Raw genomic sequence first — 26,643 nt, forward strand, 5'->3', positions numbered from 1 at the left:
GTGGATGACCTGGAACTCCAAATTTTAATGAAAAAGTATCTAAAACAATGGATGGTTCGTAAATTGGGAGAAGTAAAGGAAGGCGATACAAGCAAGAGTTTCATGTTTTTGGATGGGGAGACCATTCAAATGCTATTTATAATGATGATGTTCCATCAAGGACATTCCTGGAATAAACCTGTGGCTTCCGCTCCTCTAGATGATGAAAAATGGGAGTCCCTTATGGAAGAACAAGAAAAAAAGCTCAAGGACATTCTTGATTTGTTGGAGGAGTAAGTGGATTTGTTGATGGGAGGAATGAAAATGGAAAAAGACACAATCGTTCTTCAACAGAAAATCATTCATTTTAAGTCAGAACTCGCCAAATACAAAGAGAAAGTCAAGGATTATCAGGAAAACTACCATTATGCTTTATTAAGTAAATTAAAGAAGGAAAATGCTGAACTATTGCAGGAGAATGAAGAACTGATTAAAGAAAAAGGCGTAGCCACAGAGGAAGCCCATCGCAGGATTCAAGGAATAGAATCCCAATTGTCCAATAGCCAGAAGCGTCAAGAAGCGTTACAAGAGGAAGCGGCTGTGTGGAGGGAAAAAGCGGAACGGTATCAAAAAAATTTCTCGGAGATTTCCCAACACCTTTCCTCAGCTAAAAAAGAGATCACTCAAGTCGAGTATCGGCTCCATAAGAAAGAAAAAGAACTGGATGAGATAAAAATAGAGTGGAAAAAATCCATCCAGGAGTATGAAGAAAAAGCATCTGCACATGCGGCACGCTTGGCTGATCTATCCGGAGAAAACCAATCGTTGAAAGAAAGCATGGAAATGATCCTTCAAGAAAAAGAAGAATTAAATGGAAAGGTCCAGGGGTTAGAGTCTCAACAAGTGGAAAGAGACAAACAAATGGATACGTACAAAAAATCCTTACATCAGGCAGAAGAAACCTATGCTGAATTGATGAATAAACAGGAGAAAGAGAAAGAAGAGTATACAAAACTGAAAGCTGCCTATGAAGATAAGGATAGAAAATTCAATAAACTCCTTGCTAAAAATGAATCGCAGGCAAGCAGGTTAAAGAATTCTTTAGAAGAAAAGTCCGAACAGCAGGCCACGATTCGACATTTAAAAAATGAGCTTGAAAAACGAAGGGCCACGAGTAAAGCGTTTGAGCAGAAATTGCCGACTTTACAAGACTCGATTCAAAAATTGAAGCAGGAAAAAGACAAATTAATGGGTCAGCAAAAAGCAAATGACCAATTGCTTCAACAGTTAAAAAAAGAAAAAGAGCAGTTCGAGACGAACAATCAGGTTTACGAAAAAGAATGTCAGCAATGGAAGAAGAAAGAGGAAGAATGGGAGCGGACGAAAGGGCAGTTAGAAAAGAAATTATCTGCCGCCCGCTCGGAACTGGAGCAAAAAGAACAGTCTTTGCATCAATGGAAGGCTGAGAATGAAAAACTGGTGAAACTCAATCAAAAATACTTGCATGCTTTTTCAAATGAAACAGGGGATGCTTCCGAAGATATGATAACCTTTTTAGATGAGCAAATGAAAAAGATCCTTGGTCAGACTTTCGAATACGAAGAAGAACTGGATTCGAAAATTCTATTTATGAAGTCTCTGGAGGAGAAAATTGATCAGCTGGGAAATGAAATACTCGAACTGGAAGACAAGGAGAATAAAAAGTAGTTCAGAAAGCGCTTCGAATGATCATTCGAAGCGCTTCTTTTATTTCATCAGTACATAGATCGAAAATGAGAAACGATAAGAGCAGATAGGCAGTACATGGGTGATTAGGTTTGCTCATCCATCTTTTTGTTTAAGAAAAGCGGGAAAAGGAAATAAGAAAGGTTATAGAAGATAATATGGAGCTTGAAAGGATGATTTGGATGTTCAATAAACGAACAGGTGAAGTTATGACACAACAACTCATTAATTGGGGTGTCGATCACATATATGGTATGCCGGGAGATTCGATCAACGAGTTAATCGATGATTTAAGGAAAAGGCAGGATGAAATTGAATTCGTCCAAGTCCGCCACGAGGAAACCGGAGCCCTGTCAGCAGCTGCTTATGCTAAACTGACAGGAAAAATCGGAGTTACAGCCGCTATCGCTGGACCTGGAGCGGTTCACTTACTTAACGGCCTTTATGATGCCAAAGCGGACAGCGCGCCTGTTCTTGCGATTGTTGGACAAGTGCATAGTGAAGAAGTAGGGACAGGGGCATTCCAGGAAATCAACCTGGAGAGAATGTTCGATGATGTCGCGGTATTCAACCGCCGGGCAGAGACGGAAGCACAGCTCCCAGACCTGCTTGACCAGGCTATTAAAGAAGCCTACGCACATAAAGGGGTATCTGTCCTGATTGTCCCTGATGATTTATTCGCGGCCAAGCAGACAGATGAGGTCCGCCTCACTTCCGGAGATTATTATAGACCAGAAATTTTCCCTTCACAAAAACAATTAAACGAAGCAAGGCAACTTATTGAAAAAGCAGAAAAACCGATCATTTTGGCAGGGCAGGGAACGAGAAATGCCCCGAATGAACTGATCGATTTTGCCGAGTCGATTAAAGCTCCCATTATTTTAAGTCTGCTTGCAAAAGGAGTGATTCCTGATAATCATCCCTACTGCCTCGGACAGCATGGTCAAATCGGTACAAAGCCGGCTTACCATGCCATGAAGGAAACGGACCTGCTGATTCTCGTAGGCACACAGTTTCCATACCGTTATTTCCTGCCTGATGATGTCGCAGCCATTCAAATCGACAATAAGCCTGAAAACCTTGGGAAGTATTATCCCATTGAAGTCGGGCTTGCTGGGGACAGTAAAGAAACAATGTCCGCTCTTGCCAAGCTTACGGCTCCTGTCGAGAAGAGAGAGTACCTCGAATATTACCAGGAAAAAATGAATGACTGGAGAATCGCTCTTCAAGAGGAGAAAAGATCCACAGAGAACCCATTACATGCGCCTCAGGTGATGTACGAACTTGAAAAACATATGGAACCGGGGGCTATTATCTCTGGCGACGTAGGCAACGTGACCGTATGGCTTTCCCGCTTCCTGCATCTTGTGAACCAAAAGTTCGTTTTGTCTGGCTGGTTGGCAACGATGGGAAGTGGACTTCCTGGAGCGATTGCTGCGAAAAAAGCGTATCCGGACAAGCAGGTAATCGGAGTTTCCGGTGATGGTGGATTCTCCATGGTGATGCATGATTTTGTGACGGCCGTCAAATATGAGCTGCCAATCAAGATGATCGTGCTGAACAATAGTAAAATCGGGATGATTAAGTACGAACAAGAACAGATGGGGCATTTGAATTATGCGACAAACTTGGGAGAAGTGGACTTCGCTAAGTTTGCGGAAGCTTGTGGGGGAGAAGGCTATCGAGTGGAGTCCTTTGAAGAGCTCTCTACAAAAATGAAGCAGGCCTTCGTTTCCGAAAAACCTGTACTGATTGATGTCGTCATTGAAGACCAGGCGCCACTCCCTGGGAAGATTGATTATCAGTCAGCCGTTAACTTTTCCAAGTATATCGTCAAAGAATTTTTTGAATCCGGAAACCTCGACTTACCGGACATGAAAAAAGCATTGAAACGACTGACATAAAAAGAAATCCCCGCTGGAAATCCAGCGGGGATTTTTTTAAGGTCACACTTCCATAATGATTGGAAGGATCATCGGACGACGCTTCGTCTTTTCAAATAAGAATGGAGCAATGGTATCTGTGATTTCATTTTTGATCTCAGACCATTGAGTCGTACGACGCTCCATCACTTTTTCAACATGGGAGCTGACGAGATTCTGTGCTTCTTTGATCAAGTCTTCTGATTCTCTCATGTAGACGAATCCACGCGAGATGATATCAGGACCTGATGCGATCTTGAATTCTTTCATGTTGATACTGACGACTACGATGACAAGACCTTCTTCAGAAAGAATTCTACGATCACGAAGGACGATGTTACCGATGTCACCAATTCCGCTTCCGTCGACATAGACAGACCCGGACGGGATTTTACCTGCGACACTTGCTTCTTCTTTACCAAGAGCAAGGACGTCACCATTATCCATGACGAAGCAGTTCTCAGGCTCGACGCCACAATCGTGACTGAGCTTCGTGTGCTCCTTAAGCATACGGTATTCCCCGTGAATCGGCATAAAGAATTTCGGTTGGATCAAACGAAGCATCAGCTTCATTTCTTCCTGGCTACCGTGACCGGATGTGTGGATGTCATTCAATGGGCCGTGGATGACATCAGCACCGGCGCGGTAGAGTTTATTAATCGTACGGCTGACACTGATCGTGTTTCCAGGGATTGGGGAAGAAGAGAACACGACGGTATCGCCAGGTTGAATTTGAATTTGACGGTGAGTTCCGTTGGCGATACGTGACAGGGCAGCCATTGGTTCACCTTGTGAGCCTGTACAAAGGATCACGACTTCATTTGCTGGAAGTCGGTTGATCTGCTGGGCATCAATGAATGTATCCTTAGGGGCACGGATATATCCAAGTTCCTGACCGATTCGGATGGAAGATTCCATACTTCGTCCGAAAACAGCCACTTTACGGCCTTTCTTAACGGCAGATTCCACCACTTGTTGAAGACGGTGGATGTTTGATGCAAAGGTTGCAAAGATTAATCGACCATCATCCATACGCGAAAAGATGTCATCGATACTTTGTCCTACGATTCGTTCGGACTTAGTAAAACCAGGAACTTCTGCATTGGTACTATCGGATAATAGGGCAAGCACGCCTTCTTTACCGATTTCAGCCATCTTAGCAAGATCAGCTGGTTCTCCTACAGGGGTGAAGTCGAATTTAAAGTCCCCTGTGTGTACGACGTTTCCTGGTGGAGTTTTAACTACCACACCGTAGGAATCAGGGATACTGTGCGTCGTACGGAAGAACGATACGGATGTTTTACGGAATTTGATGACATCGTCTTCCTGAATAGGATTCAGTTTCGCATTCCGCAAGAGACCGTGTTCATCCAACTTATTGCGGATCAGGCCGAGCGCCAGTTTGCCCGCATAAATTGGAATGTTGATTTCACGCAGCAAGTAAGGAATTCCACCAATGTGGTCTTCGTGACCGTGCGTAATGAACAGCCCTTTGATCTTGTCTTGATTTTGGACGAGGTACGTATAATCCGGAATAACATAGTCGATACCGAGCAGCTCGTCTTCCGGGAATTTAATACCAGCGTCAATGAGGATGATTTCGTCTTGGAATTGTACTCCGTACGTGTTTTTACCAATTTCACCGAGTCCGCCAAGGGCGAATACGGCTGTCTGGTCATTTTTTACGAATTTCATAAGTTAAAAATTCTCCACTTTGAAATCTTCGGATTGCTTTTCATATTCAAGATGATCCTCATCAAGCACCTGAATATATTCGATATTGAATCCTTCATTTTTTAACTTTTCACGAACTTGTCTTTCTGTTTCCGCTTCCACGTACATGCTGTCTGTACGTTCACGGACAGGAACTTCGCTCGCCAGTTCCTGATAAAGTACTTTAAATATCATTACTCTATCGCTCCTAACTAGATATAATTTCCACATTCTTGTCCTGTCATCATCATAGCACGATTGTTTCCTATATGGGAATGATAATGGTATGTGCGGGTGCTCGGTACACCCAAAAACAATGGTTTACGCGTATGTTTTTCGTTTCATGAAATCTTTCCAACGTTTTCTAAGCTTCCTTCGTAGACGCTTCATCATCTGCATCTATCCCCTTTCATACTTAAAGAAGAAAACAAAAAAACGTTAAACCGCCCAATCCCTGTTATCTCTAGTATAATACGGTTTGTGGAAGAATGAAACATTTACATATTAGATTTTGTATATATCGTGTGTTTTTCTTCTCAAACCTATCCACTCATGCTACAGTATAGCCAAAGAGTGGGGTATGCTATGATACATAGGAGAAATTGTACGCAGGCCGACGAGGAGGAACAAAGAAATGACGAAAAAAATTGCTTTTTTTGATATTGATGGAACACTACTGGATCACGATAAAAAACTCCCGGAGAAAACAAAGGCAGCGATCCAGGCACTCAAAGATGAAGGGGTTTACTGCGCCATTGCAACCGGACGGGCTCCTTTTATGTATAAGAAGCTGAGAGAAGAACTTGGAATCGATTCCTTTGTAAGTTTCAATGGGCAGTATGTCGTTTTCGAAGGAAAAGAAATCTACACGAATCCACTGTCTGAACCAGAGCTGGAGCGCCTTCATAAGCACGCAGAGCACAATAATCATCCGATGGTCTTCATGAACCATGAAGAAATGAAAGCTTCCGTTCCCGATCACGATCATATTGAAGAGAGCCTGGGTACGCTATATATCGAGCACCCTAGTGCTGATGCCTCTTTTTTCAAAGGGAGAAACATTTATCAGTCCCTTTTATTCTGTGAAGGTGAAGAAATCGAAGAATACAGAGAAGCTTATGATTCCTTCGATTACATCCGTTGGCATCCCGTTTCCTGCGATGTCCTTCCTAAAGGTGGTTCAAAAGCAGAAGGAATTAAAAAGATGATTGAAGCAGCAGGTCTTCATATGGAGGACACCTACGCCTTTGGCGACGGCTTGAACGATATCGAAATGATTCGTGAAGTTGGAACAGGAGTCGCGATGGGAAATGCCGTTCCTGAAACGAAAGCCGTCAGCGATTTCGTGACTAAAGATGTAGGGGAAGACGGTCTCTCCCATGCCATTTATGAACTAGGATTGTTGAAGTAACCTTTTTTCTACTAACTGGCAGGATTCTTGAAGGGACAGTTTCAAGATGTCTCCGGGGCTTATTACTGTTGAGCGGCAAGGGGTAGGAATCTACTCGTCGAGCTCCATCGCTTAGGGGTCTCGCCTATACTCTTTATCTTACTGGAGTCTCCCAGCTTCCCAACCATTCCATTCTATGTAGGGTGGTTACGATCTCTTTTACTAAGTTGGATAGCGCTCCGGTTCAAGCTTACGTGTAGTGGAGATGGTTTAATCATCCATTAACCTTAATAGAAGTGGTTTCGAGATTCTTCTATGGAAAAGGGGCGTAGGGAAATGGTGAGACTCCTATGGGACGTGTGGGACAGGTGAGACCCCGGAAGGCGTAGCCTGAGGAGGCTCACCGCCCGCCCCATGGAAAGCGAGCCCTTTCCCGGAGCCCCTAGAACCACATGATCGTTTCGAAACAGAATCTTTAAAAGCAATTAGCTTGTATGGAAGTTGAGAGTATAAAAAAGCTCCACCGTCAACGACGGTGGAGCTTTTGGTTTTATCGATCGGCAGGTGTGGCGTTATCAGGCTCTTTAAAAGGATTCTCCTGATCAATGTGATCATAAAACATGATTCCATGAAGATGATCGATTTCATGCTGGAATACGATAGCAGCATAATCTCTCAAGCGCAGCTTCACATCATTACCTTCAAGATCTGTAGCTTTTACAGTAATACGACGATAGCGAGGAACATATCCAGGCACTTCGCGATCGACCGACAGACATCCTTCACCTGTAGAAAGATACGTTTTTTCCACTGAATGACTGACAATGCGAGGATTAAATAAACCGTAGCTGTACAACTTATCTTTCAAATCCGTGAAATGGACCGCAAGCATCCGCTTATTTACATTGATTTGCGGTGCAGCTAAGCCGACACCTGGACGTAGTCCGTAACGGTTACAAACTTGCTCATCCTGACTATTTTTCAAGTATTGAATCATTTCTTCTAACGTTTCTTTATCCTCCTCAGAAGGGGGGAGGGGCACTTCCTCTGTCACTTGACGCAAAGCCGGGTGACCTTCACGAACAATATCGTCCATTGTGATCATTAAGCAACATCCTTTCAGACTAAACATTTTTCAAAAAAAAGCTCTACCTCATTGATTTCAGTATTTATAATGAATGGAATAATGAGCTCTCTCAAATAGACCTTTTTCATCTCTATGTCAATGGTAACATATGTGAAAATGGTCCTTTCAATTTGATATCATTTATTATACTATTGTAGATACGTTTAGATTACAATAATGTTTCACGGAATTCGAGGGGGAAAAGGTGTGCGATTACATAAGCTAGTGATGCTCCTGGCAGTAGCAGCTTTCTTGTCTGCCTGTACAGGTCAGTCAGCAGAAGAACAGATTTATGAACATCTTGAAAAAGCGGTAACGTTAGAAGATGCTTTCCGCGAACAGCAGCAGCCGATGGTTGATCTTGAGACAGAAGAACAACAATTATATGAGGAAATCATCAATTTGAACATGGATCAATTTGATGAAATCGAGGAGAAGTCCAAGCAGGCGGCTTCCATTGTTGAAAAGCGAAGAGAAAAGCTTGAACTTGAAAAAGAGAGCATCGATTCCGCAAAAGAGGAATTTGATGAAATTGAACCTTTAATTGAGGATCTTGATGAAGAGAACGCAGAGGCCAAAGAAAAAGCGGAGCAATTAGTCGAAACGATGAATGCCCGGTACGATTCTTACCAGGATTTATATTCAGCTTATGACGAAGCATTGACTTTGGATGCCAAACTCTATGAGATGATGCAGAATGAGGATTTGAAAGAAGAAAAGCTTCAGGAGCAAATCGATAAAATTAATCAAAAGTATAATGAAGTGATTGAACAGAATGAGACGTTCAACAAACATACAGAAGAGTATAATGCATTGAAAAAAGAACTTTATGAAGCCATGGAACTTGATGTTACTTATGAACAGCAAGAAGAATCCTCAACTTCAGAAGAGTAGAGGGTAAGCCGTTGACGACTATTCGTCAGCGGCTTTTTATATGAAGCGATGCTCATCAAACATTGGACAGGCTCAATCACTTACCTCCGTTAACCAGGAAGGTGGTCAATCATTTACTTACTTTCCATCCTTTCTTTTATTAATGAAGGAAACGCAGGATAGACACATGAAGTCCCCTGGGTCAAACAATTCAGTTGATTGTATGGAAGAAAAAACGTAAGATTAATACAGGCTTAATTTTGTGGTGATACAGTATTGTGTTATGAAATAACAAAATAAGTCATTTTCCGACTGCTGTCAGAAGCCTCTAAGACTATGTATAGATATTATGTAGCGAAGTGATTGACGAATGATGACGATTTGAGCTAAACTACATAATGGATTGACATTGTACCATTGAATCTTACTTGAAGAATGTAACAGTTTCTATAAACGTCCCTGCATGATTAATAAAGAAGTGTTCAGGGTAAAACGTAAAGAGCAAATCGGTACAGTTTTTTTTCATAATTGGGAAAGCTACTCACAGCATCCATTTTAAAATACGAAAGGAAAGGGTGAATGACTTTGAAACGAACTCTTGAGAACATTGAAAATCAGTTCGAAACGTTTCAAATCCTTAACGAAGAAGGCGAAATCGTAAACGAAGATTTTATGCCTGACCTATCTGATGAAGATCTGAAAGAAATTATGCGCCGTATGGTTTATACGCGTATCCTTGACCAGCGTTCTATCGCGCTTAACCGCCAGGGACGTCTTGGTTTCTACGCTCCAACTGCTGGACAGGAAGCATCTCAGCTTGGAAGCCAATTTGCATTGGAGAAGGAAGACTTTATTCTTCCAGGATACCGTGATGTACCACAGTTGATCTGGCACGGTCTGCCGCTTTACCAGGCATTCCTATTCTCCCGCGGACACCATAAAGGAAACCAAATGCCTGAAGGTGTGAACGCAGTGAGCCCGCAAATCATCATCGGTGCACAAATCACGCAGACAGCCGGTGTTGGTCTTGGTTATAAAAAACGTGGTGAAAATGCTGTAGCAATCACATATACAGGTGATGGCGGTGCATCCCAGGGTGACTTCTATGAAGGTATCAACTTTGCTGGTGCTTTCGGTGCCCAAGCGATTTTCGTTGTTCAAAACAACCGTTTCGCGATTTCTGTACCTGTTGAAAAGCAGTCTGCAGCGCAAACAATTGCTCAAAAAGCAGTGGCTGCCGGAATCGAAGGCATTCAAGTAGACGGTATGGACGTACTTGCTGTTTATGCCGCAACGAAAGATGCTCGTGAGCGTGCTGTAAACGGTGAAGGTCCGACATTGATCGAGACACTTACTTATCGTTACGGCCCACACACAATGGCCGGAGACGACCCAACTCGTTACCGTACGGAAGATGAAGACAGCGAGTGGGAGAAGAAAGATCCAATCGTTCGTTTCCGTAAGTTCCTTGAAGCGAAAGGCCTATGGTCTGAAGAGGAAGAAAACGAATTGATCGAAAAGACAAAAGAAGAAATTAAAGCAGCAGTAAAAGAAGCTGACAATACTCCAAAACAAACGGTTACCGACTTAATCGGTATCATGCATGAGGAACTTCCTTCTAACTTGAAAGAGCAGATGGAAGAATACAAGGAAAAGGAGTCGAAGTAAATCATGGCACAAATGACAATGATCCAAGCCATCACAGACGCGATGCGCACAGAACTTAAAAATGATGAAAACGTGCTTGTTTTCGGTGAAGACGTTGGTCAAAACGGCGGAGTATTCCGTGCGACTGAAGGTCTTCAAAAAGAATTCGGCGAAGATCGTGTATTTGATACACCACTAGCTGAATCCGGAATCGGCGGTATGTCCATCGGGCTTGCTCTTACAGGCTTCCGTCCGGTACCTGAAATTCAATTCTTCGGTTTCGTATACGAAGTCATGGACGCAATCAGCGGTCAAATGGCTCGCTATCGTTACCGCTCTGGTGGTACTCGTCCAATGCCGATTACTGTTCGCTCTCCATTCGGCGGTGGCGTACACACACCAGAACTTCACGCAGACAGCCTTGAAGGTCTAATGGCTCAGCAGCCTGGTCTTCGTGTGGTTATCCCATCTAATCCATACGATGCAAAAGGTCTTTTGATCTCTTCCATCCGTAATAACGATCCTGTCATCTTCCTTGAGCACATGAAGCTTTACCGTTCTTTCCGTGAAGAAGTGCCGGAAGAAGAATATACAGTGGATCTTGATAAAGCCGCTGTTAAGCGTGAAGGTACAGACGTTACCCTTGTTGCTTACGGTGCAATGGTTCACTCTTCTCTTAAAGCTGCAGAAGAGCTTGAGAAAGACGGAATCAGTGCAGAAGTCATTGACCTTCGTACTGTATCTCCAGTAGATTACGAAACAATCCTTGAATCTGTTAAGAAGACAAACCGTGCTGTTGTTGTCCAGGAAGCTCAAAAGCAAGCGGGTATCGCAGCGAACGTTGTTTCTGAAATTCAAGAAAAAGCCATCCTTCACCTTGAAGCGCCTGTATTGCGTGTAGCTGCACCAGACACTGTCTATGCATTCACACAAGCAGAAGAAGTATGGTTGCCAAATCACAACACGATCGTTGAAAAAGTCAACGACGTTATGAACTTTTAATCATCTCTAATACTAGGAGGTAATAACCGTGGCATTCGAATTTAAACTGCCTGATATCGGTGAAGGTATCCACGAAGGTGAAATTGCGAAGTGGTTCGTCAAGCCTGGCGACGAAGTAAAAGAAGACGATGTACTTTGTGAAGTACAAAACGATAAAGCTGTTGTAGAAATCCCTTCCCAAGTAGATGGAACGGTCAAAGACATCCATGTGGATGAAGGTGAAACGACTACAGTCGGAACAGTCATCATCACAATCGATGATGGATCTGAAGATGCTCCTGCTTCTGAAGAGCCTAAAGAAGAGCCGAAGGAAGAAAAAGAAGAAGCATCTAAAGAAGAAAGCAAAGAAGAAAAAGCTGAACAACCAGCTGCATCTGCAGACGAAGGTGACGTTGATGAAGACCGTCGCGTTGTAGCGATGCCTTCTGTGCGTAAATTTGCTCGTGATAATGATGTCGACATCCGTAAAGTTCAAGGATCCGGCAAAAACGGCCGCGTTCTAAAAGAAGACGTTGAAAGCTTCATGAACGGCGGACAAGCGGAAGCAGCATCTGAAGCTCCAGCAGAAGAGAAGCAGGAAGAAGCAGCTTCTACACAACAAGCAGCTCCAGCTGCAGGCGAAGCTTACCCAGAAACTCGTGAGAAGATGAGCGGAATCCGTAAAGCGATCTCCAAAGCTATGGTGAACTCCAAGCATACAGCTCCTCACGTAACTTTGATGGACGAAGTGGATGTATCTGAACTAGTTGCCCACCGTAAGAAGTTCAAAGCAGTTGCAGCTGAGCAGGACATCAAGTTGACTTACCTTCCATATGTTGTGAAGTCTCTTGTATCTACTCTGAAGAAATATCCTGTCCTTAATACGTCAATTGACGACAATACGGATGAAATTATTCAGAAACACTATTATAATATTGGTATCGCTGCTGATACAGAGAAAGGCCTAATGGTTCCAGTCGTAAAAGATGCAGACCGCAAGTCCGTCTTCTCAATCTCAAGCGAAATCAACGAACTAGCTGTGAAAGCTCGTGACGGTAAACTATCATCTGAAGAAATGAAAGGTGCTTCCACTACAATTACGAATATCGGATCTGCCGGTGGCCAGTGGTTTACACCAGTCATCAACCACCCAGAAGTAGCGATCCTAGGTATCGGACGTATTGCAGACAAGCCAATCGTACGCGATGGTGAAGTTGAAGTAGCTCCCGTTCTTGCGATTTCCCTAAGCTTCGACCACCGTATCATCGATGGTGCGACAGCTCAGCACGCAATGAACAACATCAAGCGTTTACTGAACGATCCACAACTAATCATGATGGAGGCGTAAAGTATGGTAGTAGGAGATTTCCCAATTGAACTAGATACGTTAGTTGTTGGTGCGGGTCCTGGCGGTTATGTAGCCGCTATCCGTGCTGCACAATCCGGTCAAAATGTAACCATTGTCGATAAAGGTAACCTGGGTGGCGTTTGTTTGAACGTCGGATGTGTTCCTTCTAAAGCGTTGATCCAAGCAGGTCACCGTTATGAACACGCTCAAGGTGCTGAGGACATGGGTATCAAGTCAGAAAACACAACCGTCGACTTCTCTAAAGTACAAGAGTGGAAAGGCGGCGTTGTTAACAAACTGACTGGCGGTGTTGAAGGTCTTCTTAAAGGAAACAAAGTAGACATCGTTAAAGGCGAAGTATACTTCGTAGATAAAAACACGGTTCGTGTTATGGATGAAAAGAACTCTCAAACATACACGTTCAACAATTGCATCATTGCAACTGGTTCCCGTCCGATTGAGATTCCTTCTTTCAAATTCTCTGATCGTGTTCTGGATTCTACAGGTGCTTTGAATCTGGATGAAATCCCAGAGAAAATGGTCGTTATCGGCGGAGGTTACATCGGTACTGAACTTGGTACAGCGTATGCAAACTTCGGTACAAAAGTAACGATTCTTGAAGGTACTAAAGACATCCTTGGTGGCTTCGAGAAGCAAATGTCTTCCATCGTTAAGAAGCGTCTGAAGAAAAAAGGCGTAGACGTGGTGACTGAAGCCATGGCTCAAGGTGTAGAAGAGACGGAAAACGGAGTTACCGTGAAGTATGAAGCTAAAGGTGAAGAAAAATCCATTGATGCTGATTACGTACTTGTAACCGTTGGCCGTCGTCCGAACACAGACGAAATCGGTCTTGAGGATCTTGGAATCAAGATGTCCGATAAAGGAATCATCGAAATCGATAAACAGTGCCGTACAAGCATTGATAACATCTATGCTATCGGAGATATCGTTGATGGACCACCACTTGCTCACAAAGCTTCTTATGAAGGTAAAATCGCTGCAGAAGCGATCTCTGGTGAGAAGTCTGAGATCGACTACCTTGGAATTCCAGCCGTTGTATTCTCTGATCCAGAACTAGCTTCTGTTGGATACACAGAGCAGGAAGCAAAAGATGCTGGTTACGAGGTCAAAGCATCCAAATTCCCATTTGCAGCAAACGGACGTGCACTGTCTCTTAACGAAAGTGACGGCTTCCTGAAACTCGTGACACGTAAAGAAGACGGTCTTGTCATCGGTGCTCAAATCGCTGGTGCGAATGCTAGTGACATGATTGCTGAGCTTGGCTTAGCTATCGAATCCGGCATGACAGCTGAAGACTTAGCACTTACCATCCACGCTCACCCGACACTAGGGGAGATCACGATGGAAGCAGCTGAAGTTGCGATCGATCAACCGATCCACATCGTTAAATAATACTATTTAGAAAGCCCGCCAGACTCACGTGAGTCTGGCGGGCTTTTTTTTATAGGAAAGAAGGGTTCATGACTTTTAAGCGCAGGATTAACAGATCTCTGTAAGCTGTTTTTATATAAAAAAGCCTTCCCTGAGGATAAGGAAGGCTCGATTTTATCTAACCATGGCTATATGATTTTCCAATGTCATTAAAATCTTTTCACGTGGGTTGTTTCCAGATATCGTGGTCACCGTTTTTCCTTCTTCTTTAACTACGAGTACGGGTAAATCATCTGTTGGGATGTTCAGGTCATTTAGATCCTTTTCGGTTTGTTCGAATTGCAATTCAGCACCGTCATCCTGTTTCAATTTCCAATCAAGGAGGGCGCTTAAGTAATCTTGTGCGGATTCCTGTTGGTCCGCTTCGGTGTATAAGTATAATTCGTAATTCTCAGGTGTAGCCTTAAGTACTTGAATGGTTTCGCCTTTCTGTAGACATCCCGCGAGTAAGAATATAGCTAAGAAAGATAGGAATATACGATTCATCATGGTCCGACCCACTCCCTTGTCTTTAATCCATTCTCAGTGTAACAAGGAATGAGAGAGATTTTTTTGATGTTATCGTTTTGTCATGGAATTGATAGTCTTATGTTGTATTGTGACATCTGCTGTAAAACCGTTTATTACCCGAGTGACCTTGTAGACGCCTATATAGAATCGTGCAACAGCTTGTGTAAGGATGTGAAAAACAGAAAGAGGGGAAAGGGTGCTCGGAGAGGAAATGTATGCTAGACGTGCATCTAGTAAGGAATGGGAGCATGTAGAATAAAAAAGGAACCCAGAAATTATATTCTGGGTTCCTGAAGGTTTGATTATTTCTTTTTCTTCTTAAGATCAACTACTTTCCCTTCCTCCTGGAAGGTCTTAAACAAGGAGAAGCAGATGAGTATCATAATAAAGGTGAACGGGAAGGCGGCGATGATCGCTGCTGTTTGGAGAGCACCTAATCCACCTTGCCAAAGCAGTACGGCTGCTGCTCCTGCTTGGATAATTCCCCAAGTGAATTTCACCTGATTTTTAGGATTCAAGCTACCGTTCGTTGTTTGCATCCCCAGGACAAACGTTGCGGAATCGGCAGATGTAACGAAGAATGTACTAATAAGTAATAGCCCTACGAAAGACATGATTGAGCCTAATGGTACATTTTCCATCATAGAGAAGAGAGCGACTTCTGAACCGAGTTCACTAACATCGGAATAGATATCTACATCATTGAAGAATTCAAGTGAAATTGCTGTTCCACCGAACACTGAGAACCATAGAGCTCCAAAGATTGTAGGTACTAATAGAACACCTAGAATGAACTCACGAACCGTACGTCCGCGGGATACACGGGCGATGAATGTTCCTACGAATGGAGCCCAGGAAATCCACCAAGCCCAGTAGAAAATGGTCCAGTTTTGGACCCATGAACTATCTTCCGCAAAAGGTGTCATCCGAAAGCTCATATAAGGCAGGTCGCGGATATAAGACCCGAATGATGTCGTGAAGTAATCCATGATAAAGTTTGTTGGTCCTGCAAATAGCATGAATACCATCAAACCGATGGCGAGCACAACGTTTGTGTTACTAAGGTATTTAATCCCTTTGTTCAAACCAGTCATAGCAGAAACCATGAAAAGGACAGTTACGATAGCAATAATGGTAAGCTGCAATGTGAACGTATCTTCTAAACCGTCAATGGTAAAGGCCAGACCACTTGATATTTGTAATGCACCCAGACCTAGAGAGGTCGCTACACCAAAGATCGTTGCAAAAACAGCGATAAAGTCTATTAGTGTACCAAGTGGACCTTTCACTCTCTTTTCACCCAGTACAGGTGTGAGAGCGGCACTAATTACACCAGGAGCATCTTTTCGGAATTTAAAGTAAGCAAGAGCGAGAGCCAATACAGAATAAAAGGCCCATGGATGAAGTCCCCAGTGGAAGAAGGTGTACTTCATAGCGGACTGAGCTGCTTCTTCACTCATAGGCTCTTGTCCCGGAATTGGTGGTGTATGGAAGTGAGAAAGGGGTTCTGCAGAGCCCCAGAAAACTAGTCCAATTCCCATACCCGCACTAAAGAGCATGGCGAACCATGTAATGTATGGATATTCCGGTTCGTCATCCGGTTTTCCTAATTTTAAATTTCCATATTTCGAGAATACCAAGAAGATAACAAAAATTAAGAAGCCTGTAGCTGATAATAAATAGAACCATCCAAATTTTTCTGTCAGGAAACCTTGAATGTTAGATGTTACGTTTTGTAAGTTCCAAGTCGGTAGAACACTTTCAGGGATAACTCCCCAGCCGATGAATAAGAATGCGACAACTACTGAAATGTAAAATACTTTAGTTACTTGATTCATTACTGACTTCCCTCCTAATTTTAAAATTTCTTTACCACATTATGACTGATCTGGCAGATAACATTTCCTCACGAGCTGATCTTGTTTTTGCGACAAATTTTGCAATTCTTCCAATACGTCATGAAAACAAAGCAATTCGTAAATTAAGATCGTCTGTGGTGGTAAGTGATGCCGGTAACCCGTCTGCTTTACCACATGGTCTTCTTTCCATTTCCAGAATGCATCATCCAGCTTATGGACCATCTCGAACTGTCTTTCGTTAATCGAGTGGGTTGGGTCACTAAGTACATGCGTGAATTCCTCCGTAAGTGCAAGCAAAAGTTCTTTTTCTTCGTTAGTGAAATCAGAGGCTTTTGTTTGTACATACTGCAAGTTTCCAAGATGATAAGCAATTTGTTGGAAAGCCGCCAGTTTTCGTTGCGAGAGTTGAAAAGCGACCATCGCTTCTTCTGAGTGACGATGGTATTTCCACTCTTCTCTTTGATATTGAGAAAGCTGATTTGTCTTTTCCAGGTGGGCCGTCAATTGCCGGTAGGACCTCTGGATCGCACGAGTTTTCTCTTTAGATTCTGCCGTTACCTCGGAAATTATTCGCTTCAAAAGCAGACCAGCATGATTATACAAACCGTTGATGTTTTTGTAAATCATAGGCGAATAATTCGGTGGTAAAAGGAAAAAATTCACAAAAGTCGAGATGATGATTCCAATGGAGGTTGTACCCAATCTCGTAAAAAATGAAACCACATATTGATCTTGGAAGTCAGGAATCATCGCTGTCGCTGTGATGGTAGCGACCAGGATTCCATCATCCAGTTTCAATTTGTGACAGACGGCGATCGTCACCATAGCTACAAGAGCGAATGTCAACGCACCTTTTCCTAACAGTCCGTAGAACGTGGTAGCAAGCAATGCGCCAATGGCCGATGCAGGAAATCGTACCGCGGCTTTTTTTATCGAATCTGCAGCTGTGTGTTCAATCGTGACGATAGCTGTGATGACAGCAAATATAATGGGTAAATTAAAAAAACCGCAAATCAATGCAGTCAAAAAGACAGAAATCCCCGTTTTTAACGTTCGGCTTCCTAAAAATTTGAATTTTTTCAATGAATGTAGCATTTTAATCACCCATATGTAAGAAGTCATGAGACCACGATAAAACATTATATAATATTTTACCCGAAAACGATAGATATATTGTTGAATTTTCTTTTATAATGAAGGAAGTGGAAATACATAACAGTGGAGGGAACACCTATGAAAAAATGGACAAGTCTGTGGATCGTACTAATTTTTCTGCTTTCTGCCTGCTCTGGAGCAAATGGTGAGGAAGCTAAGAAACAAGAAGAAGAAGAAGCTGTAGAGAAAGAGCCGAAAGAAGAAGTAGTAGAGGATGAAAAGGCGGACGGAGAAACAGCAGAAGAAACAAATGAAGAAATAGAAACGAAAGAAACAGCAGAAGAAGATGAGGAAGTAATGAAGAATGCAGAACCACAATATGAATTGACAGGTAACTGGTCGTTCAAGCCGATCGGAGACGCGAATCCAAAAGTCGCTCTTCTTACGATTGATGATGCACCAGATACCCACGCAGTGGAAATGGCTGAAACGTTGAAAGAAAAAGATGCACCTGCGATCTTTTTCGTAAACGGACACTTTATTGATACGCCAGAAGAAAAAGAAAAATTAAAACAGATTCATGAGATGGGCTTTGCAATCGGGAATCATACGGCTTCACATGCGAGCCTGCCTGACCTTAGTGAAGAAGAACAACGAGAGGAAATTGTTGGATTGAATGATAAGATTGAAGAAATCATCGGTGAACGTCCCGTCTTTTTCCGTGCACCTTTTGGTCAGAATACCGATTTCTCTAAGCAGTTGGCGGAAGATGAAGGAATGCTCGTCATGAACTGGACTTATGGGTACGATTGGGAAAGTGACTATCAGGATGATCAAGCTCTTGCTGACATTATGGTCAACACCCCACTTTTGAACAACGGTGCGAACTTGCTGATGCACGACAGGGATTGGACAAACAAAGCGTTGGGTTCTATTGCGGATGGTCTGCGTGAGAAAGGCTATGAGCTGTTAGATCCAGCACTTATACAAACGCCTTAATCAAAAGATCACTCATTGGAGTGGTCTTTTTTTAGTCTTAAAAATGAACCTTCCTCATATACTAGTAGGTAGGAAATTATTAGTATGACACATTTTTAAAAAAGTTATACTTTTGGGCTTGATTTTTCGATTGTGCCATATTAGAATGAAATTACGTTGAAAACGATTACAAATATGGGGAGTGGATGTGAATGGGTACAATCGTATGTCAAGACTGTCAGAAGGTAATTGAGCACTACGAAAATGAGAAGGTTTCTACTCTTTACAGCACCTGTCCAACTTGCAACAAACCAGAAGACAAATAAAAAGTATGTACTATTAAACGGGGGCATCCTTTCTGTGAAGGAAGCATAAAAGGGAAGAATCAGGTCTACGGCCTGGTTCTTTTTTTAGTGCGCGAAGGATTTCCGATGAGAGGAAATCCCTTCGCGCCAAAGAGCAGGAGAATCGCGCCAAAGAGCAGGAGAATCGCGCCAAAGAGCAGGAGAATCGCGCCAAAGAGCAGGAGAATCGCGCCAAAGAGCAGGAGAATCGCGCCAAAGAGCAGGAGAATCGCGCCAAAGAGCAGGAAGTACAAAAAAAGAAGCCCATATCGGGCTTCTTTTATTTGAATGCTCGTTGTTCACGAATGACTTGAATGGTTTCAAGAGTATCATCTTCAGGGCCTTGTACCGGTAGGCCGGCTTCAACATTATCATGAATGTAGTCAATGTTTTCGCGTGTAATAATTTCACCTGGAATGAAAATGGGAATGCCAGGAGGATAGACCATTACGAATTCCGCACTGATCCTTCCAACAGCTTCTTTTAGCAATATGGTTTCTGTAGACGAGTAGAAGGCTTCTCTTGGAGAAAGAGCGAGCACAGGGATGTCGGGGACCTTCACCTGGATGTTTTCTGTTTCCTCTTTGTCCGAGTGCTCGTTAGAAAGGTTTTCTAGAGCTGTTATGAGCTCGTCGATATCTTCCTCTCGATCACCAGGAGTCACGATACATAAAATGTTGTACAAATCGGACAGTTCCACTTCAATATTGGCTTTTTCTCTAAGCCAGACTTCAACGTCATAGCCGGATAACCCGAGCTTTTTAACAGAGATGATTAATTTCGTAGGGTCAAAGTCTACTGTAGCATCGCTCGTCAAGATTTCACTACCCGGACAATAAATACCTGGAATTTCATTTAATTTTCTTCGGGCATTGTCCGCCAGGCGAAGGGTTTGTTCCATCAGCTCCCGGCCGTTAACAGCGAGATGTCTTCGTGCTGCATCCAGACTTGCGAGTAAAAGATAGGAAGTTGACGTCGTGTGCAGCATGGATAAAATCGACTGCACTCTTTCATGGGAAACGAGTCCTTCACGTAAATTCAGTACGGAACTTTGGGTTAATGAACCACCCAGCTTATGCACACTTGTCGCTGCCATATCAGCACCTGCCTGCATCGCAGAAAGAGGGAGGCGCTCATGGAAGTGGATGTGGACCCCATGTGCTTCATCGACAAGCACAGGGATATCAAAGCTGTGTGCAATGTTGACAATTTTATTCAAATCGGCAGATACTCCGAAATAAGTCGGGTTGATGACGAGCAGTCCTTTTGCATCCGGGTGTGCTTCACATGCCTTCTGCACAGCCTCTGAAGTGATTCCGTGAGAGATACCGAAGCGCTCGTCCAGTTCCGGGTGGATAAAGACGGGTTTCGCTCCTGAAAAAATAATCGCTGTTGTTACAGATTTATGGACGTTCCTTGGCACAATGATTTTATCACCAGGATGGCAGACGCTCATAATCATTGTCATGATCGCACCGGAAGTGCCCTGGACGGAGAAAAATGTATAATCTGCACCGAAGGCTTCTGCGGCTAGGTCTTGGGCCTGTTTAATCATGCCTTGCGGGTGGTGCAGGTCATCGAGCGGTTCAATGTTGATAAGATCGATCGAAAGTGCTTGACCTCCCATAAAGGTCCGGAACTCTTCATCCATTCCTTTTCCGCCCTTATGACCTGGAATATGAAATTGGACCGGCTTGCGGTCCCTATGTTTTTTTAATCCTGTAAACAAGGGAGTTTCATGTTGGTTCATTTGTGTTTCCACCTCTTTAATATAGAAAAGCAAATGAATTATAGCAGGTTATACGTTCGCTTGCTAGTCTTTTTGTGTATCCTTTTTCCAATCATGCTAAAATGAAACAAAGGGGAGGGGTTCATGTGGAATGGAAAACTCGCGTGACAGAAGCTTTAGGCATTACATACCCGATAATCCAGGGAGGGCTTGCTCACCTCGCTTATTCTGAATTGGCTGCAGCGGTTTCAGACGCTGGAGGACTTGGTCAATTGACGGCGATGAGTATGGAAGGTACCGATCAACTAAGGATGGAAATTGCTGCAGTAAGAGAAAAGACAGACCGACCGTTTGGTGTGAACTTCGCAATCGGCCAGCATGGTCGTCCTTTCCAAGAGATGGTTCAAGTCGCTGTAGAAGAAAAGGTGCCGGTCATATCGGTGACAGGTGGAAATCCTGCGCCAGTGCTCGAGTTAGTGAAAGGTACTGGAATTAAAACCCTCGTTCTTGTAGCGGCAAGACGGCAGGCAGTTAAAGCGGAGGAGCTGGGTGCTGATGCGGTTATGGTCGTCGGTCATGAAGGCGGGGGACACCTTGGACGTGATGATGTTGGTACATTCGTCCTGACGCCGCAAGTCGTAGACGCTGTTGATATCCCTGTTATTGCTTCAGGAGGAGTAGGAGACGGCAGGGGATTGATGGCTGCTCTTGCTTTAGGAGCGGAAGGAGTAGAGATGGGGACACGGTTTATTGCAACTAAAGAATGTGTCCATGCCCATCCCGCTTATCTGGAAGCTTTGATTCAAGCGGACGAGACCTCCACCACTATCATAAAAAGAAGTTTGAAGGCCCCGGCTCGTGCCTTGAAAAATGAGTGGACAGCGCGTATCTTGGAATTGGAAGAGGAACAAGCTGGTTACGAAGGCTTAAAATCTTACATTAACGGTGAAGCGAATAAAACCTTCATATATGAGGGAAAACAAGCCAGCGGATTTGGCTGGGCCGGTCAAGTCGCTTCAAGGATCCATGACGTTCCATCGGTCGATGAGCTGGTTAAACGGATGGTCACGGAAGCGGAAGAAATCCGCAACCGGTGGAGCAGGTAAGGAGGAGAAAAGTGAGTTATACGTATCCAATCGATGAAGTGTATTGGTCAAAAGAAGAAATTATCGATGTCGTTAATTTTTACAGTATGGTAGAACAGGCCTATGAAAAAGGAGTCGACCGTGATGAGCTGATGCTCGCTTATACACGTTTTAAACAAATCGTTCCATCTAAAAGTGAAGAAAAAACGCTTTGCGGACAATTTGAAAAAGAATCCGGCTATTCTTGTTACAGAGCTGTGAAACAGGCGAAAGGCCTTAGTAAAGGCGACAAATTAAAAATGTAAACAAAAAAAAGGCGCTCCCTCACAGGGCGCCTTTTTTGTTTACTGATCGAGTTTTTTTGTGTAACGGTATAAAGGTTCAAGGGTTTGGAATGTTTCTTTACAAAGCTTAAGGAAAGCATCTGGATCTTTCAGACGGTCATCTCCGCGTTCAATGTTCCTGCCGCACAGGATCTCAGCTTTTTTCACAGTCTTTAGACGCTCGGTCATGCTCAAGAACTTGTCTTCATTAACATCAGACTGAGGAATGCTGTCCGGTTTCGTATGATCGATGGACCACACATAATCCTTCGGGATATGTTGAAGAACTTCATCCTTGTTTTGCTCCAATTTATAAGCAAAGTCCTGTTTAATGGGACTTTCGTAGATTACAGCAAACCAAATGAACACATGAGACTCCCACAAGCCAATTTGGAAGTGGGGAAGTTTCTTGTATCCGCGTTTATTTGAAGCAAGAGCTGCCCAAGTATCGTTCGGCGGATTCGTTTTACGTCGGGCGTGTTTCGCTACGTGAACGAACATTTCGTCACCCGTCATTGCTGTGACATCTGCAGCGAGCTCTGTCGCTATAGCCTCAAGCTTTGGAGAAATACGATCTTTCAATGCTTCCATTCTATTTTCCAATCCTGGAATGGAAAAAACATCAAAATCCTCTTGTGTAAATCCACTAAATGTCGTCATTCGATCAACTCCTTCATTTCTCGCCCTTATTTTACCACAATAGACCACGCTTACTAAGTGATGTGTTCCCTTGGTTTGAATTCTGTAAAAATGGGTTACATATAAGTAATCTAATTGAAACTTCTGTCGCAAAAGTCACATATATATATAGTAAGGATTTGAAAGGGAGGGGTTAGCAGTGAAACATGTCATGGAAGCATTGCGTAAAAGAGAAGCTGAAGAGAAGCTCCCGGTAATCCGTATGGAGATTGATTACGAATTGGTGACCTTGCATGATGCCATGATCGCCGGAGATGTCGAACAAATAAAAAAAACAAAGAGAAGACTCTCTGAACTTCGTAAGCAATTGATTGAATGGTCCTTATAAGAGCGAGCAACACTAAAGTTGCTCGTCTTTTTTATTGCCTTAAAACACGAAGCTTACTGAATAATATGGCGGGATAGTTGAAGACTCAGTTTCGAGACGTTTGTGGAGTGGATGGGGCTGCAGGGCAAGCGGGCTATTCCCCGCAGCCCCCAACAGAAGTCCCGAAACTGAGTCTTCAAGAAAAGGGAGCTTTAGTTGGACAAGGGGATCGGATTTGATGCAATGTTTGGACGGATTTGGTACGATAAAACTTGATACTTATAAAAGGGGTACGATGTTATGGATCAACAGAAAAAGAACGAGATTTTTGAAAACGCAAAAGCTTGGGTCTTGGAAGCTGGTGAACGAATCAAAGCCAACATTGATTCGCCTCGATCCATTGAAACGAAATCCAACCCGAACGACCTGGTCACAGAAATGGATCAGGAAACAGAACAATTTTTCGCGAAAAAAATCAATGATACGTATCCAGATCATTACTTGTTAGGAGAAGAGGGCTTCGGTGATGAAATAGAAGACCTCGGAGGAACCGTATGGATTGTAGATCCCATTGACGGTACAATGAACTTTGTTCATCAGAAAAGGAATTTCGCCATTTCTGTTGGGGTGTATTATGACGGAGTCGGTGAAATTGGTTTGATTTACAATGTCATGGACGGGGTTTTATATACAGCTAAACGAGGTGAAGGCGCTTATAAGAACGAACAAAAGTTACCGCAACTTGATGAAAAGCGTCCATTAAATCAATCGATACTCGCACTGAATACTACCTGGTTAATACCTGAAAATCCTCACGTGGATCATAAAGGTATGGAAGATTTAGTGAAAAAATTACGTAGTACGAGATCTTATGGTTCTGCTGCTTTGGAATTTGCTTTTGTTGCTGAAGGGCTCCTGGATGGATACTTGACGATGACGTTGATGCCTTGGGATTATGCTGCTGGAAGTATCATCGTTCGTGAAGTCGGTGGAATCGTTACCCGTGCCGATCGCGAAGAGTTGGACTTGCTGAACAAAACAACAGTCCTTGCGAGCCGGTCGAATATCCATGAAGAAATATCAAAGGATTACGTTCGTTTGAAAAAATAAAAGAAAGCGACCTCGTTCGAGGTCGCTTTCTGCATGATTCACGATGTTTGCTGATGTTTTCTTTTTCTTTTCAAACCTATACTCATAAGAGCAAATCCAGAAAAGAAAAGGACGGCTGCAAGCCAGAAGATTTCCTGTCCGATAGCAAAACCAACGGCGACAAATGATAGAATAACTAAACTGGCTAATAGTGCTGTGTTCATATGAAAGTTCTTCAAAAGGCTCACCTCTATTCACGTCTATTATATAGGATTTGTCGATATAATGAAAATGGTTTCACGGGTAGCATCCAGCAAGGCTTTCTAGTATGATAGATAACAGAATAGGGTATCCATGAGGAGGAACATCATGAACGATATGTCCACACTACCTGTGCCGACGGATCTATGGCCTGTGGCCGACTTCTTTTTCCGCGGATTTGGAAGTGAAGTGAATTTAAATGATGAAAGCGAAGTGACCATGCTCTTTCGATCTTTCATGCTTCTATACTTAACGACTGTTATACTTGCCATCCTTACATTCAAGCTAGGATTTGCCAGAAAACTACCCTTGATGAAAACGATTGTTGTTTATTCCGTTCTTATCATAGGTACGTTCGTTTTAACTTTGATCCTTGGATTGAATTTACCGCTCCCAGAAAGTTTGGTGGTCGCAGCCTTAATTCTTGGTATTTACCGGATCCGGCTTCATAGAGAACGCGGAGCCCGTCAGCAAAACGAATCATCCTGACCCAAAATCCCCTTTCCTTAGTAAGGAAAGGGGGTTTTTTGTTTAGCATTCATGTGCAGAAAGCTGGTTCTAGTGAGTTCTTAAAGTATATGGCAAGTTTCTCGAAGACTCAGTTTCGTGATGTTTTTTGAGTGGATGGGGGCTGCGGTGAATAACTCGCTTTCCGCGGGAGGCTCACCGCCCGCCCCATGGAAAGTGTTCAAATGCGGAATCGTCCTGGTAGACACGACTGGCATAAGCAGAACAGCAACGGAATGTGTTTTTTATTCCTTTGCTGTTCTGCTTATGACGCGAGTGTCTGGACGATGGAGCTAGACGAACCTTTTCCCGGAGCCACTAGAATCATACAATCATCTCGAAACTGAGTCTTCCACAAACGGGAGCTTATGTTTAACTAATAAAAAAAGAGAGAGGAAAACCTCTCTCTTTCAGTAACTAGCTTAAATGCTTTTCTTTTTTTCGCTCTCTGTTGAAACGGAAATTACCGGTAGCTAAACGTTTTTTTGTGTTATCTTCTATACGATCGTGGCAGGATTGACACATGTACGTGTGAATCCGGCGATTCCGAAGTCGTTTTGCTTGTAGGCAGTAGCTGTCAATTTTCTCAATTTCATCGCAAATGACGCATTGTACACGCATCTTTTTCACCTCTATTTTCCATTCGATTACATATAGTTTAACATAATAAGTTTTTTATAAATAGATGAGATTTCCACGTTTGACTTCAATATTGAATGGGAAATGTAATTATAGAAGTAGAGGAAAGGATGATTTGTTTGAGAAAACGTTGGATTTTTACAGCAATCGGTGCCACTCTAGGAGGAACACTTGCGTATTTCTTGAAAGATGAGGACAACCGTCAGCAAGTCAAGGACAAAGCAAAAACGATTCAGAGCAACCTCGGAAAAACAGAGGATCTGCCGGTTGAAGAAGCTGGGAAACCTGAAACAGCATCTCTCGATAACTCAGACATGGTGGCAGAAGGATCTCAATTCGGAGTCCAATACTATAATGAATTGACTGAAAAAGAAAGAGAAATCCTTGAGAAAAGCAACAGCTAAATCCCGCGAGGATTTAGCTGTTTTTCTGTTCGTTTAGTTTTGTTTTGATTGTTCTTTTTCAATTTGATCGAGCTGTTTTTGTTCTTTCTCCGGAACAGAATCTTGATTGGAGTTAGACTGTGGTTTTTCTTCAACAGAACCACTTGGCATATAACGACCAACAATTTTACTCAGTTCATCGGTGACCGCTTCAACAGGGTGGCCTTCAGCCATTTTTTGCCCAAGGCCTCTGATTCGTTCCACTCCGTCTGCGTCTGCGATGACAGCCGCCTGTTTGCCGTAAGGGTCATGTTTTAATGCTTCGGCTACAGAATATTTGATAACGCCGACGCGAGAGCGGTCCAGGTCTTTGTCCACATCTATTCCTACGACTACATAGTTGCCGAGGACGAGGGCCGTTGCATCATGAACATCCGGGACTTGGACGGCAAGCTTAGCCAGGTGCCTGGCCGCCTGCTGACTCGTCATGTTTTTCTTTTCCACAGGATCTGAATCCGTGACATACTTCAACTCAGGATCGTTTTGTCGTTCTTGAAGCAGTGACTCTTCACCGCCGTTTTGCTGACACGCAACTAAGGCCAAAAGGGCTGCTAACCAAATTAATTTTTTCAAGGGAATCACCACTTTTTTATTTATAGCCTGTGTCAGCTTGCAGATA

General features: G+C 43.2%; 29 protein-coding genes. 17 read left to right on the forward strand and 12 right to left on the reverse strand.

The window, feature by feature from the left end; all coding sequences use genetic code 11:
* The 3 genes from GLW00_RS08045 (at position 1) to GLW00_RS08055 (ending at position 3,608) form a co-directional block, all read left to right on the forward strand.
* Entirely contained in the window at positions 1-276 is a 276-nt protein-coding gene (locus GLW00_RS08045) for a hypothetical protein (protein WP_160912926.1), read from the forward strand.
* Between the two features lie 27 nt (positions 277-303).
* The gene (locus GLW00_RS08050; RefSeq protein ID WP_160912928.1) at positions 304-1,686 is read left to right on the forward strand and encodes a coiled-coil domain-containing protein; all 1,383 of its coding nucleotides are present in this window, start codon (positions 304-306) and stop codon (positions 1,684-1,686) included.
* A gap of 200 nt (positions 1,687-1,886) precedes the next feature.
* Positions 1,887-3,608: a pyruvate oxidase gene (locus GLW00_RS08055; protein WP_160912929.1), complete on the forward strand. Its 1,722-nt coding sequence runs from the start codon at positions 1,887-1,889 to the stop codon at positions 3,606-3,608.
* A gap of 42 nt (positions 3,609-3,650) precedes the next feature.
* Here GLW00_RS08055 and rnjA read toward each other — a convergent pair whose 3' ends face one another.
* Entirely contained in the window at positions 3,651-5,321 is a 1,671-nt protein-coding gene (gene rnjA / locus GLW00_RS08060; RefSeq protein ID WP_160912931.1) for a ribonuclease J1, read from the reverse strand.
* A 3-nt stretch (positions 5,322-5,324) separates the two neighbouring features.
* Positions 5,325-5,534 carry a DNA-dependent RNA polymerase subunit epsilon gene (locus GLW00_RS08065; RefSeq protein WP_160912697.1) on the reverse strand — a complete coding sequence of 70 codons (210 nt, stop codon included), beginning with the start codon at positions 5,532-5,534 and terminating at the stop codon, positions 5,325-5,327.
* 439 nt (positions 5,535-5,973) lie between these two features.
* Here GLW00_RS08065 and GLW00_RS08070 point away from each other — a divergent pair, with 439 nt between their 5' ends.
* Positions 5,974-6,750 (forward strand): Cof-type HAD-IIB family hydrolase, encoded by a 777-nt coding sequence (locus GLW00_RS08070; RefSeq protein WP_160912933.1) that lies wholly within the window; start codon positions 5,974-5,976, stop codon positions 6,748-6,750.
* Positions 6,751-7,279: 529 nt separating this feature from the next.
* Here GLW00_RS08070 and def read toward each other — a convergent pair.
* On the reverse strand, positions 7,280-7,834 hold the full coding sequence (gene def, locus GLW00_RS08075) for a peptide deformylase (protein WP_160912935.1): 555 nt from the start codon (positions 7,832-7,834) through the stop codon (positions 7,280-7,282).
* 228 nt (positions 7,835-8,062) lie between these two features.
* On the opposite strand from def, the gene GLW00_RS08080 reads away from it, so the two are divergent.
* From GLW00_RS08080 to lpdA, 5 genes are all read left to right on the forward strand, one after another.
* On the forward strand, positions 8,063-8,749 hold the full coding sequence (locus GLW00_RS08080) for a YkyA family protein (protein WP_335808453.1): 687 nt from the start codon (positions 8,063-8,065) through the stop codon (positions 8,747-8,749).
* Positions 8,750-9,313: 564 nt separating this feature from the next.
* Positions 9,314-10,396, forward strand: coding sequence for a pyruvate dehydrogenase (acetyl-transferring) E1 component subunit alpha (gene pdhA / locus GLW00_RS08085; RefSeq protein ID WP_160913788.1), 1,083 nt, complete (start codon positions 9,314-9,316; stop codon positions 10,394-10,396).
* Positions 10,397-10,399: 3 nt separating this feature from the next.
* On the forward strand, positions 10,400-11,377 hold the full coding sequence (locus tag GLW00_RS08090; protein ID WP_089652751.1) for an alpha-ketoacid dehydrogenase subunit beta: 978 nt from the start codon (positions 10,400-10,402) through the stop codon (positions 11,375-11,377).
* A gap of 28 nt (positions 11,378-11,405) precedes the next feature.
* Positions 11,406-12,704 (forward strand): dihydrolipoamide acetyltransferase family protein, encoded by a 1,299-nt coding sequence (locus GLW00_RS08095; RefSeq protein ID WP_160912937.1) that lies wholly within the window; start codon positions 11,406-11,408, stop codon positions 12,702-12,704.
* Between the two features lie 3 nt (positions 12,705-12,707).
* Positions 12,708-14,117: a dihydrolipoyl dehydrogenase gene (gene lpdA, locus GLW00_RS08100; protein WP_160912939.1), complete on the forward strand. Its 1,410-nt coding sequence runs from the start codon at positions 12,708-12,710 to the stop codon at positions 14,115-14,117.
* Between the two features lie 153 nt (positions 14,118-14,270).
* On the opposite strand, the gene GLW00_RS08105 is transcribed toward lpdA, so the two are convergent.
* From GLW00_RS08105 to GLW00_RS08115, 3 genes are all read right to left on the reverse strand, one after another.
* The gene (locus GLW00_RS08105) at positions 14,271-14,645 is read right to left on the reverse strand and encodes a hypothetical protein (protein WP_160912941.1); all 375 of its coding nucleotides are present in this window, start codon (positions 14,643-14,645) and stop codon (positions 14,271-14,273) included.
* Positions 14,646-14,968: 323 nt separating this feature from the next.
* Positions 14,969-16,504 carry a glycine betaine uptake BCCT transporter gene (locus tag GLW00_RS08110; protein WP_160912943.1) on the reverse strand — a complete coding sequence of 512 codons (1,536 nt, stop codon included), beginning with the start codon at positions 16,502-16,504 and terminating at the stop codon, positions 14,969-14,971.
* Positions 16,505-16,543: 39 nt separating this feature from the next.
* A complete protein-coding gene (locus GLW00_RS08115) occupies positions 16,544-17,620 on the reverse strand; it encodes an FUSC family protein (protein WP_160912945.1) in 1,077 nt (358 codons plus the stop codon).
* A 138-nt stretch (positions 17,621-17,758) separates the two neighbouring features.
* Here GLW00_RS08115 and GLW00_RS08120 point away from each other — a divergent pair, with 138 nt between their 5' ends.
* Both GLW00_RS08120 and GLW00_RS08125 read left to right on the forward strand, forming a co-directional pair.
* Positions 17,759-18,619, forward strand: coding sequence for a polysaccharide deacetylase family protein (locus GLW00_RS08120; protein WP_160912947.1), 861 nt, complete (start codon positions 17,759-17,761; stop codon positions 18,617-18,619).
* A gap of 191 nt (positions 18,620-18,810) precedes the next feature.
* Complete coding sequence (locus GLW00_RS08125; RefSeq protein ID WP_089652758.1) at positions 18,811-18,924, forward strand: GapA-binding peptide SR1P; 114 nt, start codon at positions 18,811-18,813, stop codon at positions 18,922-18,924.
* A 65-nt stretch (positions 18,925-18,989) separates the two neighbouring features.
* Here the strand turns inward: GLW00_RS08125 and GLW00_RS08130 are convergent, their stop codons facing one another.
* Both GLW00_RS08130 and GLW00_RS08135 read right to left on the reverse strand, forming a co-directional pair.
* Positions 18,990-19,196, reverse strand: coding sequence for a hypothetical protein (locus GLW00_RS08130; protein ID WP_160912949.1), 207 nt, complete (start codon positions 19,194-19,196; stop codon positions 18,990-18,992).
* A gap of 26 nt (positions 19,197-19,222) precedes the next feature.
* Complete coding sequence (locus tag GLW00_RS08135; RefSeq protein WP_160912951.1) at positions 19,223-20,692, reverse strand: aminotransferase class I/II-fold pyridoxal phosphate-dependent enzyme; 1,470 nt, start codon at positions 20,690-20,692, stop codon at positions 19,223-19,225.
* Between the two features lie 125 nt (positions 20,693-20,817).
* Here GLW00_RS08135 and GLW00_RS08140 point away from each other — a divergent pair, with 125 nt between their 5' ends.
* Positions 20,818-21,777: an NAD(P)H-dependent flavin oxidoreductase gene (locus GLW00_RS08140; protein WP_160912953.1), complete on the forward strand. Its 960-nt coding sequence runs from the start codon at positions 20,818-20,820 to the stop codon at positions 21,775-21,777.
* 11 nt (positions 21,778-21,788) lie between these two features.
* Positions 21,789-22,061, forward strand: a complete 273-nt coding sequence (locus tag GLW00_RS08145) for a UPF0223 family protein (protein ID WP_160912955.1) — start codon at positions 21,789-21,791, stop codon at positions 22,059-22,061.
* 39 nt (positions 22,062-22,100) lie between these two features.
* On the opposite strand, the gene GLW00_RS08150 is transcribed toward GLW00_RS08145, so the two are convergent.
* Positions 22,101-22,739: a YktB family protein gene (locus GLW00_RS08150; protein WP_160912956.1), complete on the reverse strand. Its 639-nt coding sequence runs from the start codon at positions 22,737-22,739 to the stop codon at positions 22,101-22,103.
* A 178-nt stretch (positions 22,740-22,917) separates the two neighbouring features.
* On the opposite strand from GLW00_RS08150, the gene GLW00_RS08155 reads away from it, so the two are divergent.
* Together GLW00_RS08155 and GLW00_RS08160 are read left to right on the forward strand one after the other, a co-directional pair.
* On the forward strand, positions 22,918-23,106 hold the full coding sequence (locus GLW00_RS08155; RefSeq protein WP_160912958.1) for a YkzI domain-containing protein: 189 nt from the start codon (positions 22,918-22,920) through the stop codon (positions 23,104-23,106).
* A gap of 279 nt (positions 23,107-23,385) precedes the next feature.
* Positions 23,386-24,195 (forward strand): inositol monophosphatase family protein, encoded by an 810-nt coding sequence (locus GLW00_RS08160; RefSeq protein WP_160912960.1) that lies wholly within the window; start codon positions 23,386-23,388, stop codon positions 24,193-24,195.
* Between the two features lie 38 nt (positions 24,196-24,233).
* Here GLW00_RS08160 and GLW00_RS08165 read toward each other — a convergent pair whose 3' ends face one another.
* On the reverse strand, positions 24,234-24,422 hold the full coding sequence (locus GLW00_RS08165) for a hypothetical protein (RefSeq protein WP_335808454.1): 189 nt from the start codon (positions 24,420-24,422) through the stop codon (positions 24,234-24,236).
* Positions 24,423-24,543: 121 nt separating this feature from the next.
* Here GLW00_RS08165 and GLW00_RS08170 point away from each other — a divergent pair, with 121 nt between their 5' ends.
* Complete coding sequence (locus GLW00_RS08170; protein ID WP_160912964.1) at positions 24,544-24,924, forward strand: YlaH-like family protein; 381 nt, start codon at positions 24,544-24,546, stop codon at positions 24,922-24,924.
* A 435-nt stretch (positions 24,925-25,359) separates the two neighbouring features.
* Here the strand turns inward: GLW00_RS08170 and GLW00_RS08175 are convergent, their stop codons facing one another.
* A complete protein-coding gene (locus GLW00_RS08175; RefSeq protein WP_160912966.1) occupies positions 25,360-25,563 on the reverse strand; it encodes a YlaI family protein in 204 nt (67 codons plus the stop codon).
* 128 nt (positions 25,564-25,691) lie between these two features.
* Between GLW00_RS08175 and GLW00_RS08180 the strand changes: the two genes are divergently transcribed.
* Positions 25,692-25,985 carry a YbyB family protein gene (locus tag GLW00_RS08180; RefSeq protein WP_335808455.1) on the forward strand — a complete coding sequence of 98 codons (294 nt, stop codon included), beginning with the start codon at positions 25,692-25,694 and terminating at the stop codon, positions 25,983-25,985.
* Between the two features lie 33 nt (positions 25,986-26,018).
* Here the strand turns inward: GLW00_RS08180 and GLW00_RS08185 are convergent, their stop codons facing one another.
* A complete protein-coding gene (locus tag GLW00_RS08185; protein WP_160912970.1) occupies positions 26,019-26,597 on the reverse strand; it encodes a YhcN/YlaJ family sporulation lipoprotein in 579 nt (192 codons plus the stop codon).
* Between the last annotated feature and the right edge of the window lie 46 nt (positions 26,598-26,643).

It is taken from the genome of Halobacillus litoralis (assembly GCF_009856445.1).
Lineage (GTDB): Bacteria > Bacillota > Bacilli > Bacillales > Halobacillaceae > Halobacillus > Halobacillus litoralis.